A 14,223-nucleotide genomic window follows, 5' to 3' on the forward strand; every position below is an offset into this window, starting at 1 on the left:
CCGGGACACGCAAAAGGCCGCCCGGAAACGGACGGCCTCGATGGGGATGTGTGCAGGAAACAGCGGCCGCCCCTAGCGGGCGCGCCAGCTCGAATCACGGTGCAGCACGTCACCACGATAGCAGCCCGCGATGGCACTTGCCGTGGTCACAGTGGCCCCCTCTCTGGCCCCTCCCAAGCGGCGGATCCAGGTGTTGGCTGGAGCGGAGGTTCGATCGGGGAGGCGCGACATGCACGAGATGACAGGGGCGGACATCGACGTGGCGGGGGAGCGGCACTGGCTGCGGCTCAGCTGTCCCGGCTGCCGGGGGTGGCTGGGGGTGCCCGGTGAGGTGCCGCCGGGGATGGTGGCGCAGCTGGTGGCGCGGCGCATCGACGCGTTCGTGCAGCGGCACGCGCGGTGCGGGCGGTGACCATGCTGCGCCAGTTTCGCCTGACCGCCAGCGGGCCGCTGGACGACGAGCGGGCCGACCTGTTGTTCGACAGGGCGGACGACCTGAGCGTGGAGGTGGTGCCCGGCGAGGGGGTCGCCTGGGTGGCATTCGACCGGGTCGCGCCGACGCTGGTCGACGCGGTGGTGTCCGGGGTCCGCGACCTGGACGCGGCGGGGGTCGGCATCGTGCGGGCGGTCGCCGACGACCCGCTGGTGACCCTGGAGGTGATCGCGGCCCGGGTGCGGCGGCCGGTCGAGGTCGTGCGGGGGTGGACGCACGCCGGGTTTCCGGCGCCGGTCCGGGAGCACCCGCGGCGGCCGGTCTACCACTGGCCGGACGTGTCCGCCTGGCTCGACCTGCACCGCGCGCCGGTGCCGTCCGCCGGGAACGCCGACGTGACGCTGGAGGCGGTCACGCTGGCGCTCCGGCTGCGGGCGCTGGCACCGCAGCTGGAGCGGATGCCGCCGATCCGGTCGCTGCTGTATCCGTGACGGTCGGTCGTCGCCGCGGCCGTCGCTGTTGCGGCGGCTGCGGCGTTACGGCTTTGCGTCTGTCGCCGCTGTGCGGCTTTTCAGACGTCGAACTCGCCGTCTTTGGCGCCGGCCACGAAGGCGTCCCACTCGTCCTGGGTGAAGACGAGCACCGGGCTGTGCGGGTCGGCGCCGTTGCGCAGGCCGATCAGGTCGTCCACGAACGCGACCTCCACGCGGCTGCCGTGGCTCTCGCCCGGCGCCGAGCGCCACACGGCGCGGGAGCTGTCAAAGGCACCCTTCGGGTGCGACAACGTCATGGAACTTGAGGCTACACGTACAACATGGGACGACGGAAACGGAGCACTCGTCCGGGCGACGTGGTGATCACTACGATGCCAGGATGCGCGTGGGCATCATGGGTGGGACGTTCGACCCGATCCACCACGGCCACCTGGTCGCGGCGAGCGAGGTGGCCGATCGGTTCGGGCTGGACCAGGTGGTGTTCGTGCCGACCGGCGACCCCTGGCAGAAAACGGGGTCGGTGGTCAGCTCGCCGGAGGACCGCTACCTGATGACGGTCATCGCGACCGCCTCCAACCCGCGGTTCACCGTCAGCCGCGTCGACGTGGACCGCGGCGGGCCGACGTACACCGTCGACACGCTGCGTGACCTGCGCGAGCAGTACGGCGCGTCGGCGGAGCTGTTCTTCATCACCGGCGCCGACGCGCTCAAGAAGATCCTGTCGTGGAAGGACGCGCGGGACCTCTTCGACCTCGCGCACTTCGTCGGCGTCACGCGGCCCGGGTTCGAGCTCGACGCCTCCCACCTGCCGGCGGACTCGGTGAGCCTGGTCCAGGTGCCGGCGATGGCGATCTCGTCCACCGACTGCCGGCGGCGGGTCGCGTCCGGCAAGCCGGTCTGGTATCTCGTCCCCGACGGAGTGGTGCAATACATCGCTAAGCGCGGTTTGTACCGAAAAGTCGACAACATCTGAGGGGCAGAGTGTCGTACGGGCGTGAGAGGCTAGAACGAGCCCGGCACAGCAGGCCGGGGGAGACCGACGAAGGGAGCCCGGTGCCCGCGACTGAGCGTGCCATCGAGCTGGCGCTCACCGCTGCACAGGCGGCCGCCGACAAGAAGGCTGAAGACATCGTCATCCTGGATGTCGCCGACCAGTTGGCCATCACCGACGCGTTCGTGATCGCGTCGGCGCCCAACGAGCGGCAGGTCCTCTCGATCGTCGATGCCATCGAGGAGCAGCTGGTGCAGCTGCCCGAGAAGGCGAAGCCGGTGCGTCGCGAGGGCAACCGGGGCGGGCGCTGGGTCCTGCTGGACTATGTCGACATCGTCGTGCACGTGCAGCACAGCGAGGAGCGCGAGTTCTACCAGCTCGACAAGCTGTGGAAGGACTGCCCGGTCATCGAGTTCGTCGACCGCGACCTGCCCGCGCCGGCGTGACCAGGCTGATTCTCTGGAGGCACGGACAGACCTCCTGGAATGCCGGTGGGCGGGTGCAGGGGCAGATCGACACGCCGCTGTCCGAGACCGGTCTGGCGCAGGCGGCCGCGGCCGCGCCCCGGCTGGCCGCGCTCGAGCCCGCCGTGCTCGTCTCCAGCGATCTGCGCCGCGCCAGCACCACCATGGACGCCCTGACCGCGCTCGTGGACGTGCCGGTCACCCGTGACCCGCGCCTGCGCGAGCGCAGCTTCGGCGAGTGGGAGGGGCTGACGCACGCCGAGATCGGCGCGACCTGGCCGGAGGCGTTCGAGCGGTGGCGGCGGGGCGAGCCCGTCGACGACGCCGGCGTCGAGGAGGTCGACGCGCTCAGCAAGCGCATGACCGAGGCGCTGCAGGAGATCGTCGCGGCGGCGCCGGACGGGTCGACGATCGTGGTCGCGACGCACGGCGCCGTGGCCAGGCACGGCACGTGCGCGCTGCTGGGCTGGCCGCACGCGCTGGCGGCGACGCTGGGCGCGCTGCACAACTGCCACTCGACCGACCTGCGGTTCGACGCGACCCGGGGGTGGCAGCTGGCTGGCCACAACCTGCCATGATTGTCGCGGAACCGGGCGGGCGCCGGTAGCGTCGAAGGGATCATGGCAGTGCGTTCTGTGCTTCTGGTGGCCGCCGTAGCTCTCGCGCTCGGCGGCTGTGCCGCGTCTCCGACCTCCTCTCCCGGGGAGCCTCCGTCGGTCTCCGCTTCCGCTCCGTCGTCCATGTCGGTCGCGCCGTCGTCGGCCGCCGCCCCCGGCTCCGCTCCCGCCGCCATCACCGTCTCCGGTCAGGTCGTCGAGGGTGTCGAGTCGGGCTGCCTGCTGCTTCGCGCGCCCGACAAGACGTACCTGCTGATCGGTGGTGACCGGGCCGTGCTGCAGGTCGGCAAGCAGGTCACCGTCACCGGGCGGCCCACCCCGGACCTGATGAGCACGTGCCAGCAGGGCACCCCGTTCCAGGTGAGCTCGGTCCAGGGCGGCTGATCGGCTACCGTGCCGTCATGACCGGACCGGAGCGGAGCGGACGGTCGGGTACCGTGCCGTCATGACCGGACCGGAGCGGAGCGTCGGCATCATGAGCGCAGTCCGTCGGCCAGGCCGACGCCGGAGCGCAGCGGAGGTGGCGGCATGACCGGCGCACCCCCCGCCGTCGCCGTTGTCACCGACTCGACCGCCTGCCTGCCGGCCGAGCTGGCCACCGACCCGGCGCGGCGGCTCACCGTCGTGCCGCTGGCCGTCGTCGTCAACGGCGTCCCCGGCCTCGACACCGTCGATGTCGACTCCGCCACCGTCGCCGAGGCGCTCAACGCCCGGCGGGTCGCCGTCACCACCTCCAGGCCCTCGCCGGAGGCGTTCGCCGACGTCTACCGGGGGCTGCTCGCCGCCGGGGCGACCGCGGTCCTGTCCGTGCACCTGTCGGCGAAGCTCTCCGGCACCTACGACGCGGCCAGCCTGGCGGCGGCCGAGTTCGGCGATGCCGTCTCCGTGGTCGACACCCAGTCCACCGGGATGGGGCTGGGCTTTCCCGCCCTCGCCGCGGCGGCCGCGGCCTCCTCGGGTGCCGCGCTGTCGGAGGCGAGGCAGGCCGCCCTCGACGCGGTCGGCCGCACCTCGACGCTCTTCTACGTCGACACCCTGGAGTTCCTGCGCCGGGGCGGGCGGATCGGGGCGGCGGCGGCGCTGCTCGGCACCGCGCTGTCGGTGAAGCCGATCCTGCACACCACCGACCAAGGCGTCGTCGTGCGGGAGAAGGTCCGCACGGCGAGCCGCGCGCTGGCCCGGCTGGTCGACATGGCCGACGAGGCGGCGGGGTCGTCGGTCGTCGACGTGGCGGTGCACCACCTGGCCGCGCCGGAGCGCGCCGATGCGCTGCTCACGACGTTGAAGGAGCGGCTCGGGGAGCGGCTGCGGGGGGTGTACCTGACGGAGGTGGGCGCGGTCGTCGGCGCCCACGTCGGGCCGGGGATGGTGGCCGTGGTGGTGCACACGGTGTAGCCGCCGCTGTCGGTTGTCCCTTCGTGTCGGTTGTCCACAAGCGCGTGGTTGTCCACAGGGCGGTGCGTTCGCGGGGGTGGCGCGGTCGTGACCGGTCTTAGCGTGACCGGGCATGAGGCGCAGTACTGCAGACGGTGACAGCGAGACGGCGGGGCGGCTGGCGAGGGTGGTCGGCCTCCCGCCGGATCCCGATCCGTATCCGTGGGATGAGTCGTTTCGGTCCGCCGGGTCTCCGGACCCTCGCCCTGACCTTGGCCTGGACCCCGGTCCCGGTCCGGACGCCTCCGGTGGGCGGTCGTGGCTGTCGGCGGTCGACCCCGGTCGGCGTGGAGTCCGGGCCCTCGTCGTGGTCGCCGTGCTGGTCGTCTGCGTGGCCGCGTTCCTGGCCTGGCGCTCCCGGCCGCAGGTCACCCCGGCGCCGCCGGTCGCCTCCGTCTCCGCCGCCCCGCCCGCCGCGGCCTCCAGCGCCCCGCCCCGGCTGGTCGTCTCGGTCGTCGGCAAGGTGCAGCGCCCCGGCCTCGTCGACCTGCCACCCGGGGCCCGCGTCGCCGACGCCATCACCGCCGCCGGCGGCCTGCTGCCCGGCGCCGAGCCGACCGGCCTCAACCTCGCCCGCAAGGTCGTCGACGGCGAGATGATCGCGGTCGGGATCCCTGCGCCGCCCGGTGCCGCGCCACCCGGTGCGGGCGGCGGTTCCGGCGGCGGTGGCCCCGTCAACCTCAACACCGCCACCGTCGCGGAGCTCCAGACGCTGCCCGGCATCGGTCAGGTCCTCGCGCAGCGCATCATCGACTACCGCGACCGTCACGGCGGCTTCCGCGCCGTCACCGACCTGCGCCAGGTCGAAGGCATCGGCGACGCCAAGTTCGCGCAGCTCAAGGACCGGGTGACGGTGTGAGCACCGACCTGCGCCTGGCCGGCGCCGCGATCGGCTGCTGGCTGACCGCGCTGGGCTGCCTGTTCTGCCCCGCGCGGGCCGGCTGGGCGGTCGGTCTCGGCGCGGTGGCCCTCGCCGCGTTGTGGGGGCGGCTTCCCGTGCGGGCGCTGCGCCCGACCCGGTGGGTGGTCGTCGCGGCACTGCTCGGCGTCGCCTGCGGCGCGGTCACCACCGCCGCCCGGGTCGGCGAGCGCGACGCCGAGCCCCTCGCCGGCCTCGCGGCCGCGCACACGACGGTGCGGCTCGGCCTGCGGATCTCCGACGACCCGCGGCTCGGCCGTTCCACGGCGGGCCGGTCGCCGACGGTCGTCTTGCCCGCCCGGCTGACCTGGCTGCGCACGGCCGACGGCATGAACGTGGACCTGGGCGCACGGGTGCTGGTCCTCGCCGCCGACAAGGGCTGGCTGGGGCTGCTGCCGGGCCAGCGGGTCGAGACGACCGGCCGGCTGTCCCCGGCCGACGGCGGCGACCTGCGCGCCGCGATCATCTCCGTCACCGACGCCCCGGCCCGCGTCACCCCGGCGCCGGCGATCCAGCGGGCCGCCGGCACGCTGCGGTCCGGCCTCCAGCGGGCCTGCCTGCCCCTGCCCGCGGAACCGGGCGGCCTGCTGCCGGGGCTCGTCGTCGGCGACACCAGCCGGCTCGACCAGCAGCTCGCCGACGACTTCCGCGCCACCGGCCTGACCCACCTGACCGCCGTGTCCGGCGCGAACCTGGCGATCGTGGTCGGGCTGGTGCTGCTGCTCGCCCGATGGTGCTGCGCCGGCCCGAAGGTCGCCGCGCTGATCTGCGTGCTGGCCCTCGCGGGGTTCGTCGTGCTGGTCCGGCCGTCGCCGAGCGTGCTGCGGGCCGCGGCGATGGGCGGCCTCGCCCTGGTCGCGCTCGCGCTCGGCCGCCCGCGGGCGGTCCTGCCGTCCCTCGCGACCAGCGTCCTCGTGCTCGTGGTCGCCGACCCCGAGCTGGCCGTCGACGCCGGCTTCGCGCTGTCCGTCCTCGCCACCGGCGGCCTGGTCCTGCTCGCGCCGCGCTGGGCGGAGGCCCTGCGCGCCAAGGGCTGGCCGGCGTTCGCGGCCGAGGCGGTCTGCGTGCCCGCCGCGGCGCAGGCGGCGTGCGCGCCGGTGATCGCCGGCATCTCCGGCGGCGTCAGCCTGACGACCGTGCCGGCCAACCTGCTCGCCGCGCCCGCCGTCGCCCCCGCCACGATCCTCGGCATCATCACCGCCGTGACGTCGCCGGTGCTGCCGGGCGTCGCGGCGTTCACCGCCTGGGTGGCCGCCTGGCCGGCCCGCTGGCTCGTCGCGATCGCCCACCACGGCGCCGCCGTCCCGGACGGTGTGCTCCCGTGGCCGGGCGGCGCGTTCGGCGGGATCCTGCTCGGCGGGCTGCTCGCGGCGCTGATCCTCGCGTTCCGGCGCCGGGCGGTGCGGCGGATCGTCGTCGTCATCACCCTCGCCGGCGTGCTCGGCGCCGTCCCCGTCAGAATCCTCGCCGGCGGCTGGCCGCCGCCCGGCTGGGTCGTCGTCGCCTGCGACGTCGGCCAGGGCGACGCGCTCGTCGTGGCCGCCGGGGGCGGCGACGCCGTCGTCGTCGACGCGGGACCGCAGGCCGACCCCGTCGACCGCTGCCTGCGCGACCTCGGGGTCCGCCGCGTCCCGCTGCTGATCGTCAGCCACTTCCACGTCGACCACATCGGCGGCCTCGACGGCGTCCTGCGCCGCCGCCGCGTCGACCGGCTGCTCGTGCCGCCCTTCGCCGAGCCCGCGAGCGGCCGCCGGGCCGTCCTCGCCCGCGGCGTCGCCACCCTCGACGCGCCCGCCGGCACCGTCCTCACCGCCGGCGCGGCGCGGCTCACCGTCCTCGGCCCGGCCCGCCCCGTGACCGGCACCCGGTCCGACGTCAACAACAACTCGCTGGTCGTCGCGGTCACCGTCGGCGGGATCCGGATCCTGCTCACCGGCGACGCCGAGACGGAGGAGCAGCTGAGCCTGCTCGACGCGCCCCTGCACGCCGACGTGTTGAAGGTCGCCCACCACGGCTCGGCGTATCAAGATCCGGCGTTCCTCGACGCGGTCGCCCCGAGGGTCGCCCTGGTCAGCGTCGGCTCCGGCAACGACTACGGCCACCCGAGCCCCGCCGTCCTGAGCCGCCTGGTCCGCGGGGGTGCGCGGGTCGTCCGTACCGACGAGGAAGGCGACATCGCCGTGGTCCGGGACGCCGCCGGTCGGCTCGCGGTCGTGGCCCACGGCTCGTCCGCTTTTGTCAGGGGGTCGTGACACGATGGCTCGCGTGTCTGGATCTGGTCTGCCCCGCCTCCGCCTGGTGATCGGCGACGAGGAGCTGCTCGTCTCCCGCGCCGTCACCGACACCATCGCCGCCGCCCGGGCGGACGACCCCGACACCGAGGTCCACCGCCGTCCAGGGGCCGATCTGACGGCCGGTGAGCTGGCCGAGCTGCTGAGCCCGTCGCTGTTCGGCGGGCGGCGGGTCCTCGTCGTCGACAGCGGCCAGGACACCAAGAAGGACATCGTCGCGGCGCTGCTCGCCTATGCCGCCGACCCCGAGGACGACGTCGTCCTCGTCGTCACCCACGCCGGCGGCGCCAAGGGCAAGGCCCTCGCCGACGGGCTCAAGTCCGCCGGCGCCGACGTCGTGCCCGCCGCGAAGATCGGCAAGCACCGCGAGCGGGTCGACTTCGTGCGCAACGAGATCCGCCGGCAGGGCGGCAAGATCGGCGAGGACGCGGCAGAGGCCCTGCTCAGCGCCGTCGGCAACGATCTGCGCGAGCTGGTCGCCGCATGCTCGCAGCTGGTCGCCGACACCGGCGGGCGGATCGACGTGAGCACCGTGGCGCAGTATTACCGCGGCCGCGCCGAGGTCTCCGGGTTCACCGTCGCCGACGCCGTCATGGTCGGCGACACGGCCGCGGCGCTGGAGGCCCTGCGGTGGGCGATGCACGTCGGAGTGGACCCCGTGCCGATCGCCGACGCCATCGCCGACGGCGTCCGCACCGTCGCCCGGGTGGCCGCCGCGGGCAAGGGCAGCGCATATCAACTCGCCGGAAATTTGGGAATGCCTCCGTGGAAGGTCGAACGCGCACAGCGCCAAGCCCGTGGCTGGACGGCCGAGGCGCTCGTTGATGCCATGCGAGTGGCGGCAGAGTGCAATGCCGCCGTGAAGGGTGGCTCGGACGACCGCGGCTATGCGCTCGAGCGGGCTGTGTTCGCAGTGGTCGCGGCGCGTGCTGGAGGAATAGGACGATGACGACGAGCAACGGGTTCGCCTCACAGGCGCCGCTGTATGTGCGTGCGCTGCGGCTTCGCCACCTGCATATCGGCGGATTCGTCAGTTTCATGCTGTTCGAGTGCATGATCGCGGGCGGTGTGCTGCTCGCACTCGCCGAGCTGGCCAGCTGGTGGGCGGTCCCCGTCCTCCCCGCCGTCGTCGCCGTCATGGTGAAGGTCAACGACGTGGCCATCGGCGGCTCGAAGCGGGTCCGGGCGCAGGCGCGTTCCGCGGCCCGGGGTTCATCCGAACGGGCGTCATCCACTCGGGTGGATCCGGCCACCGAGACCGATGAGCCGACATCCGCCACCCGGCGGACCACGACCGCGCTGGACCGCGCCGAGATGGCCCGGGGCACCGGCACCGGCTCCGGCGCGGCGGCCCGCGCCGCGGGCGCCGGGCGCGACTCGTCCGGGATCGGGGTCTCGACCGCCGGCTCGGGCCGCGCGGCCGCGGGCAGCGTCGCCAGGTCCGGCTTCGCCGCGGCAGGCGTCGGCGGCTCCGGCGTCTACGGCTCCCGTTCGGGTTCGGCCGGCTCTGGCTCGTCAGGTGGTTCGGGTTCGGCGGGCTTCGGCTCGTCAGGTGGTTCGGGTTCGGCGGGCTTCGGCTCGGCGGATGGTTCGGATCCGTCCGGCGGGGCCCGGGGTGCCGGCTCGTCCGCCGGTGCCGCGGCCGCTTCCGCCGGCAACGGCTCCGGCGGGGTCGGCGTCCGCCAGGGCGGCGCGGGTGCCACGCGCACCGCGACCCGGCCGGCATCCGGCGAGCCGCCGGCGCAGCGCAAGAAGGTCGGCGTCATCCGGATCTCGGTCCCGGCCCGCGACGGCGGGCCGCGCGGCGCCCGCCAGCCGGAGACGAACAACGAATACGGCATTTCGCCGGCCAGCGACGCCCCGCCCACCCAGCCCACCGCCGAGACCGCCGGCCACCACGCCGCCTCCGGTCAGGCCGTCCGCGACGCCGACACCGGCTCCCACGCGGCGTTCGACGACGCCGACACGACGGGCTCCGGCCGCGCTTTCCGCGACGGTGACACGACGGGTTCGGGTCGGGCCTTCCGCGACGGCGACACCACGGGCTCTGGCCGGGCGTTCCGGGATGGGGACACGACGGGTTCGGGTCGGGCGTTCCGGGATGGGGACACGACGGGTTCGGGTCGGGCGTTCCGGGATGGGGACACGACGGGTTCGGGTCGGGCGTTCCGGGATGGGGACACGACGGGTTCGGGTCGGGCGTTCCGGGATGGGGACACGACGGGTTCGGGTCGGGCGTTCCGGGATGGGGACACGACGGGTTCGGGTCGGGCGTTCCGCGACGGCGACACCACGGGCTCCGGCCGGGCTTTCCGCGACGGCGACACGACCGGCTCCGGTCGGGCCTTCCAAGAGGGTGACACGGGTTCTGGCCGGGCGTTCCGCGAAGGCGTCCCAGGTCAGCAGGTCGTGGTCCGCGACGGGGACACCGGGGTTCACCCGGCGTTCCGGACGGGGGAGGGCGGCGGCGCCCGGTCCGCGTTCCGCCAGGGCGGTCACGAGGACATCCACGAGGCGGACACGGGTAGCCACTCGGCGTACCAGACCTCGGACGGCCGCCGGTCGCGCGTGCACGCCGACGAGTCCGACGGCCGCCATGGCCGGACCGGCGAGCACGAGGGCTGGGACCAGGCCGCCGGCGACGCCACCTGGCCGACCCGCAGCGGCTGGGACGAGTCGGCCGAGTCCGCACACGCGGGTCAGCACTGGGACTACTCCGGCACCGGCCGGGACCGGGACCACTCCGGCGAGACCGGCCAGGACTGGGACCGCGCGGGCCGTGCCGGCCAGGACCGGGGCCAGGCCACGCAGATCAGCCAGCGCCGCAGCCGCGACGACGAGGCGACCGAGGCCTGGGACGTGTCCGGCCGGCCCACCCAGGACCGAGCCCACGACAGCGGCGCCTGGGAGCACGACGGCCGGGCGGACCACGACGCTTCGGACGGCCGTGGCTGGCGCGCCGGTCAGGACGGCCGCGACTGGCAGGACGGCCGGGACGCCTCCGACGGCCGCGGCTGGCGCAGCGGTCACGACGGCCACGACGGTCACGGCTCGCAGGGCGACCGGGACGCCTCCGACGGCCACGGCCGGCGTAGCGGCTATGACGGCCACGGCTCGCAGGGGGGCCAGGACGCTTCCGACGGCCGTGGCTGGCGCGGCGTGCAGCACGGTCCCCAGGGCTGGCAGGGCGACCCGAAGGGCTACACCGGCCATGGCGCGCCGGAGTGGGGGCACGACGACGAGGGTCAGCGCTGGGACCGGGCCACCCCCGCGGGCTGGGAGCAGGTCGCCCAGGACGCCGGCCAGGATCGGGTGACGCGTGCCGGGCACGGCGGCGCCGGCGAGGGCCAGCAGGCGTGGGGCGAGGACACCGAGGCCGGCTGGGGCGACGAGGCGGCGTGGGCCGGCCGGCAAGGTGCCGGCGACGGCCAGGCCAACTGGGGCGACGAGACCGCCTGGGGCGACCGCGCCGCGTGGATCAGCCGCGCCGCCGCCGCACGCACCGAGCAGGCGGCCCCGGGTGCGCGGGCGGCGATGGAGGCGTACGCGGACGGTCACGCCGACGCGCAGCAGGGGGCCGGCTACACCGTCGCCGGCGGATCGGCCGGCTACGCGGGCGGCCACGGCCAAGCGGACTACGCAGGCGCCGGCCAGCAGGGTTACGCGGGCAACGGCGAAGCGGGCTACGCGTCCGGCCGGGCGGGCAGCGGCGACGCGGGCTACGTGCCTGGTCAGCAGGGCTACGCGGCCAGCGGCGATGCCGGCTACACAACCGGCCAGCAGGGTCATGCGGGCGACGGCGGGCCTGGCTACGTGCCCGGTCAGCAGGGCTACGCGGCGAGCGCCGAGGCAGGCTACGCGGCCGGTCAGGCAGGCTACGCGGGCAGCGGTGAGGCGGGCTACGCGGGCTACGCGGGCGACGGCCAGGCGGAGTACGCGGGCGACGGGCAGGCGGGGTATGCCGGGCAGGCGGGCTCGGGGTACACCGGCGGCGAGCAGGGCGGGCGCGGCGACGGGCACGGAAACGTGGTGCCCGGTGAGCCGGTCGACCCGTGGGCGGAGTGGGACGACGAGACCGGGTGGGCGGACCAGTCGCAGTGGGGTGCCGCGCCGAGCCGGGGTGGGCAGACCGGTTGGGGGGCGGGTCAGGCGGCGTGGAACGGGTACGAGCCGGCCGACGAGCCCGACACCGACGAGCCGGTGCGACCCGTCGACAACGGCCGGACCGCCGCCAACCGGGATGCCGCCGGTGGGCGCCACGCGCAGCGTCAGCCGGGAGGGCGCCGGAGGGCGGATGACACGGGGCACTTCCCGTCCGGGCAGTTCCAGTCGGGGCGGCACGCCGAGCGGCCCTGGCGGACCGACGACGACCTGACCCGGCAGCGGACCGGAGGCTTCAACCAGGGCCGCTTCGCCTGAGCCGAACAGCAGGCCGGCCAGTACAGGGGCCTGACGGGCGCTGGACGCCATGAACGATGAGCCGGAGGCGGCTCGGGGCACTCGCCCTGGTCGCCTCCGGCTCTTGGCGTCTGAGGGTGCTGCATCGGCCTGGTGGCGGCGTCTGGGGCGTGGCCTGGCGATGGCGGAAGGGTTGGCTTCGACCGGGACCGGGCCTGGCGGACTGTCAGCGGGGTTCGGGCGGCGTGCCGGAAGCGGACGCCTGCCTGGCCCTGGTCGCCTCCAGCGCAGCGATGCCCGGGGCGGTGGGGGCGCGCTACCAGGACCCGGATGTATGCGGAGCGGGGCCGGCGGCAGCCCCCGGTGTCCGCGGCGGGGAGTGGGAACAGCGAAAGCGCCGCCCTCGGTGGGGCGGCGCCTTTCGCGGAGCTGAGAAGAAGTGCTGGGGCCGGTCAGGCGGCCAGCGAGCCCAGCTTCTTGGTGATGGCCGACTTGCGGTTGGCCGCCTGGTTCTTGTGGATGACACCCTTGCTGGCAGCCTGGTCCAGCTTGCGCGAGGCGTCGCGGAGCAGGGTGGTGGCGGCCTCGGTGTCGCCGGCGGCGGTGGCCTCGTGGAACTTGCGGATCGCGGTCTTCAGGGAAGACTTGACCGACTTGTTGCGCAGGCGGCGCTTCTCGTTCTGCCGGTTGCGCTTGATCTGGGACTTGATGTTCGCCACGCGACAGACCTCGTCTTGTTAGCTCGGGTTGGAAAAGTTTAGGCGCAAGCAACAGGGACGCGTCACCGTGCGCGATGAATCAGGTTACCAGGTCCCCACCCTGCCAGCCAAAACGGGCGGCCACGGTGGGGTGGGGTCTTACAGGGCGCTGCCCTTCTTGTACTCGTCCCAGGACAGTTCCCAGTCGGTCCAGCCGTCGCCGTACTTCACGCGCTCCTCGGTGCCCTTGACGATGACGGGGTCGCCGATGTGGGTCACGCCGTACAGCCATTTTGCCAGGTCGAGGGAGATGTTGACGCAGCCGTGGGAGACATTGCGCTTGCCTTGGTCCTTGACGGACCAGGGGGCGGCGTGGATGTACTGGCCGCTCCAGGTGATCCGCTGGGGGTACTCGACCTTCGTGCGGTAGCCGTCGGGGGAGTCGACGGGGACGCCGTAGGTGGAGGAGTCGAACCACTCCCACTCGTTCTTCACCATGACGATGAAGTTGCCGCTGTCGGAGGGGTTGCTCGGCTTGCCCAGGGAGACGGGCATCGTCTTGAGCAGGACGCCGTCCTCGGTGATCGTCATCTGCTTGGTGGCGTTGTCGACCTCCATGATGAGCTTCTTGCCCACGGTGGCGTCGACGGTGATGTCCTTCTCACCGTAGGACCTGCCGCCGAAGGAGACGCCGCCGACGCGGGCGCGCAGGGAGAGCTTCGTGCCCGCCTGCCAGTACTCCTTGGGGCGGTAGTGGATCTCCTTGCTGGTGTACCAGTTCCAGCTGCCCTCCTGCGGCGGGTCGGAGGACATGAGGAGCCGCCGCTCAATGCCGGCCCGCTTGTCCTTCGGGATCTCGACGCCGAAGGACAGGATCATCATCATGCCGACGCCGACGACCTGGCCGTCGCCGATCTGGCTGCTGGTGCGGGCGAGGCTGGACGGCTTGGCCATGGTGGTGAACTTCACCGTGGACTTGGCGCTGCCGGCGGTGATCGTGGCCGTGTACTCGGTGGAGTACTTCAGCTGCTTGTCCGGCATCCACTCGACCCCCTTGCCCGAGGCGCCGGTGGAGCCCGAGGCGGCGGTGGAGGGCGAGGCGGCGGTGGAGGGCGAGGCGGCGGTGGAGGGCGAGGCGCCGGTGGAGGGCGCACCCTGGCCACCAGCGGGCAGGGCGGCGCCGGACACGGTGGCGCCCGAGGCGTCCTGCAGCGTGACCGTGGCGTCGGAGGAGGCCTCGTACACGAGGGACGTCGCGGTCGAGACGTCCTTGGCGCCGTCGGTGGGGGCCGTCACCTTGACGGTGGCGGCCGCCGCGCTGGAGCCGCTGCCGCCGCCCTTCCAGGACGGGGCGGGGTCGCTGCAGCCGGCGAGCAGCAGGGCGCTCACCACGAACACGGAGGTCAGTCGTCGTAGTTGCATCAGCAACCATTGTGCCCGGGTCCGCAAGGACGGCAACCTGGAGCCCGCCGGGACGGCAACCT

Annotated in this window: 14 protein-coding genes; 11 read left to right on the forward strand and 3 right to left on the reverse strand. The window is 74.1% G+C overall.

Going from position 1 to position 14,223, the window contains the following annotated elements; translation table 11 throughout:
- Positions 1 to 229: 229 nt before the first annotated feature.
- Positions 230 to 412, forward strand: coding sequence for a hypothetical protein (locus ACQEVZ_RS33050; RefSeq protein WP_433373718.1), 183 nt, complete (start codon positions 230 to 232; stop codon positions 410 to 412).
- Positions 409 to 924: a hypothetical protein gene (locus ACQEVZ_RS33055; protein ID WP_344512318.1), complete on the forward strand. Its 516-nt coding sequence runs from the start codon at positions 409 to 411 to the stop codon at positions 922 to 924. Before ACQEVZ_RS33050 ends, ACQEVZ_RS33055 begins: the two co-directional genes overlap by 4 nt.
- Positions 925 to 1,004: 80 nt before the next feature.
- Here the strand turns inward: ACQEVZ_RS33055 and ACQEVZ_RS33060 are convergent, their stop codons facing one another.
- Positions 1,005 to 1,223, reverse strand: a complete 219-nt coding sequence (locus ACQEVZ_RS33060; RefSeq protein WP_033365485.1) for a DUF397 domain-containing protein — start codon at positions 1,221 to 1,223, stop codon at positions 1,005 to 1,007.
- A gap of 83 nt (positions 1,224 to 1,306) precedes the next feature.
- Between ACQEVZ_RS33060 and nadD the strand changes: the two genes are divergently transcribed.
- The 9 genes from nadD to ACQEVZ_RS33105 all read left to right on the forward strand — a co-directional run bounded on the left by nadD (position 1,307) and on the right by ACQEVZ_RS33105 (position 12,062).
- Positions 1,307 to 1,900 carry a nicotinate-nucleotide adenylyltransferase gene (gene nadD, locus ACQEVZ_RS33065; RefSeq protein WP_344512320.1) on the forward strand — a complete coding sequence of 198 codons (594 nt, stop codon included), beginning with the start codon at positions 1,307 to 1,309 and terminating at the stop codon, positions 1,898 to 1,900.
- Between the two features lie 80 nt (positions 1,901 to 1,980).
- Entirely contained in the window at positions 1,981 to 2,364 is a 384-nt protein-coding gene (gene rsfS, locus ACQEVZ_RS33070; protein ID WP_344512322.1) for a ribosome silencing factor, read from the forward strand.
- Positions 2,361 to 2,960 carry a histidine phosphatase family protein gene (locus tag ACQEVZ_RS33075; RefSeq protein WP_344512324.1) on the forward strand — a complete coding sequence of 200 codons (600 nt, stop codon included), beginning with the start codon at positions 2,361 to 2,363 and terminating at the stop codon, positions 2,958 to 2,960. Before rsfS ends, ACQEVZ_RS33075 begins: the two co-directional genes overlap by 4 nt.
- A gap of 162 nt (positions 2,961 to 3,122) precedes the next feature.
- Complete coding sequence (locus tag ACQEVZ_RS33080) at positions 3,123 to 3,383, forward strand: hypothetical protein (protein WP_433373725.1); 261 nt, start codon at positions 3,123 to 3,125, stop codon at positions 3,381 to 3,383.
- Between the two features lie 144 nt (positions 3,384 to 3,527).
- Positions 3,528 to 4,394 carry a DegV family protein gene (locus tag ACQEVZ_RS33085; protein ID WP_433373728.1) on the forward strand — a complete coding sequence of 289 codons (867 nt, stop codon included), beginning with the start codon at positions 3,528 to 3,530 and terminating at the stop codon, positions 4,392 to 4,394.
- A 112-nt stretch (positions 4,395 to 4,506) separates the two neighbouring features.
- Positions 4,507 to 5,292: a helix-hairpin-helix domain-containing protein gene (locus ACQEVZ_RS33090; protein ID WP_433373731.1), complete on the forward strand. Its 786-nt coding sequence runs from the start codon at positions 4,507 to 4,509 to the stop codon at positions 5,290 to 5,292.
- Positions 5,289 to 7,604: a ComEC/Rec2 family competence protein gene (locus ACQEVZ_RS33095; protein WP_433373734.1), complete on the forward strand. Its 2,316-nt coding sequence runs from the start codon at positions 5,289 to 5,291 to the stop codon at positions 7,602 to 7,604. The genes ACQEVZ_RS33090 and ACQEVZ_RS33095 overlap by 4 nt, the downstream gene beginning before the upstream one ends.
- 4 nt (positions 7,605 to 7,608) lie before the next feature.
- Positions 7,609 to 8,592 carry a DNA polymerase III subunit delta gene (holA, locus tag ACQEVZ_RS33100; protein ID WP_433373737.1) on the forward strand — a complete coding sequence of 328 codons (984 nt, stop codon included), beginning with the start codon at positions 7,609 to 7,611 and terminating at the stop codon, positions 8,590 to 8,592.
- Complete coding sequence (locus ACQEVZ_RS33105; protein WP_433373740.1) at positions 8,589 to 12,062, forward strand: hypothetical protein; 3,474 nt, start codon at positions 8,589 to 8,591, stop codon at positions 12,060 to 12,062. Before holA ends, ACQEVZ_RS33105 begins: the two co-directional genes overlap by 4 nt.
- 431 nt (positions 12,063 to 12,493) lie before the next feature.
- On the opposite strand, the gene rpsT is transcribed toward ACQEVZ_RS33105, so the two are convergent.
- Positions 12,494 to 12,760, reverse strand: a complete 267-nt coding sequence (gene rpsT, locus ACQEVZ_RS33110; RefSeq protein WP_344512338.1) for a 30S ribosomal protein S20 — start codon at positions 12,758 to 12,760, stop codon at positions 12,494 to 12,496.
- 138 nt (positions 12,761 to 12,898) lie between these two features.
- Positions 12,899 to 14,161, reverse strand: coding sequence for an Ig-like domain-containing protein (locus ACQEVZ_RS33115; RefSeq protein ID WP_433373743.1), 1,263 nt, complete (start codon positions 14,159 to 14,161; stop codon positions 12,899 to 12,901).
- Positions 14,162 to 14,223 lie beyond the last annotated feature (62 nt).

This window comes from Dactylosporangium sp. CA-152071, from assembly GCF_050936335.1.
GTDB classification, from domain to species: Bacteria; Actinomycetota; Actinomycetes; order Mycobacteriales; family Micromonosporaceae; genus Dactylosporangium; species Dactylosporangium maewongense.

Bases quoted from the DNA above. Each gene is read 5' to 3' on its own strand.
- ACQEVZ_RS33050 (WP_433373718.1), top strand. From the start codon at position 230: ATGCACGAGATGACAGGGGCGGACATCGACGTGGCGGGGGAGCGGCAC.
- ACQEVZ_RS33060 (WP_033365485.1), bottom strand. From the start codon at position 1,223: ATGACGTTGTCGCACCCGAAGGGTGCCTTTGACAGCTCCCGCGCCGTG.
- nadD (WP_344512320.1), top strand. From the start codon at position 1,307: ATGCGCGTGGGCATCATGGGTGGGACGTTCGACCCGATCCACCACGGC.
- ACQEVZ_RS33080 (WP_433373725.1), top strand. From the start codon at position 3,123: ATGTCGGTCGCGCCGTCGTCGGCCGCCGCCCCCGGCTCCGCTCCCGCC.
- ACQEVZ_RS33085 (WP_433373728.1), top strand. From the start codon at position 3,528: ATGACCGGCGCACCCCCCGCCGTCGCCGTTGTCACCGACTCGACCGCC.
- ACQEVZ_RS33090 (WP_433373731.1), top strand. From the start codon at position 4,507: ATGAGGCGCAGTACTGCAGACGGTGACAGCGAGACGGCGGGGCGGCTG.
- holA (WP_433373737.1), top strand. From the start codon at position 7,609: ATGGCTCGCGTGTCTGGATCTGGTCTGCCCCGCCTCCGCCTGGTGATC.
- ACQEVZ_RS33105 (WP_433373740.1), top strand. From the start codon at position 8,589: ATGACGACGAGCAACGGGTTCGCCTCACAGGCGCCGCTGTATGTGCGT.
- ACQEVZ_RS33115 (WP_433373743.1), bottom strand. From the start codon at position 14,161: ATGCAACTACGACGACTGACCTCCGTGTTCGTGGTGAGCGCCCTGCTG.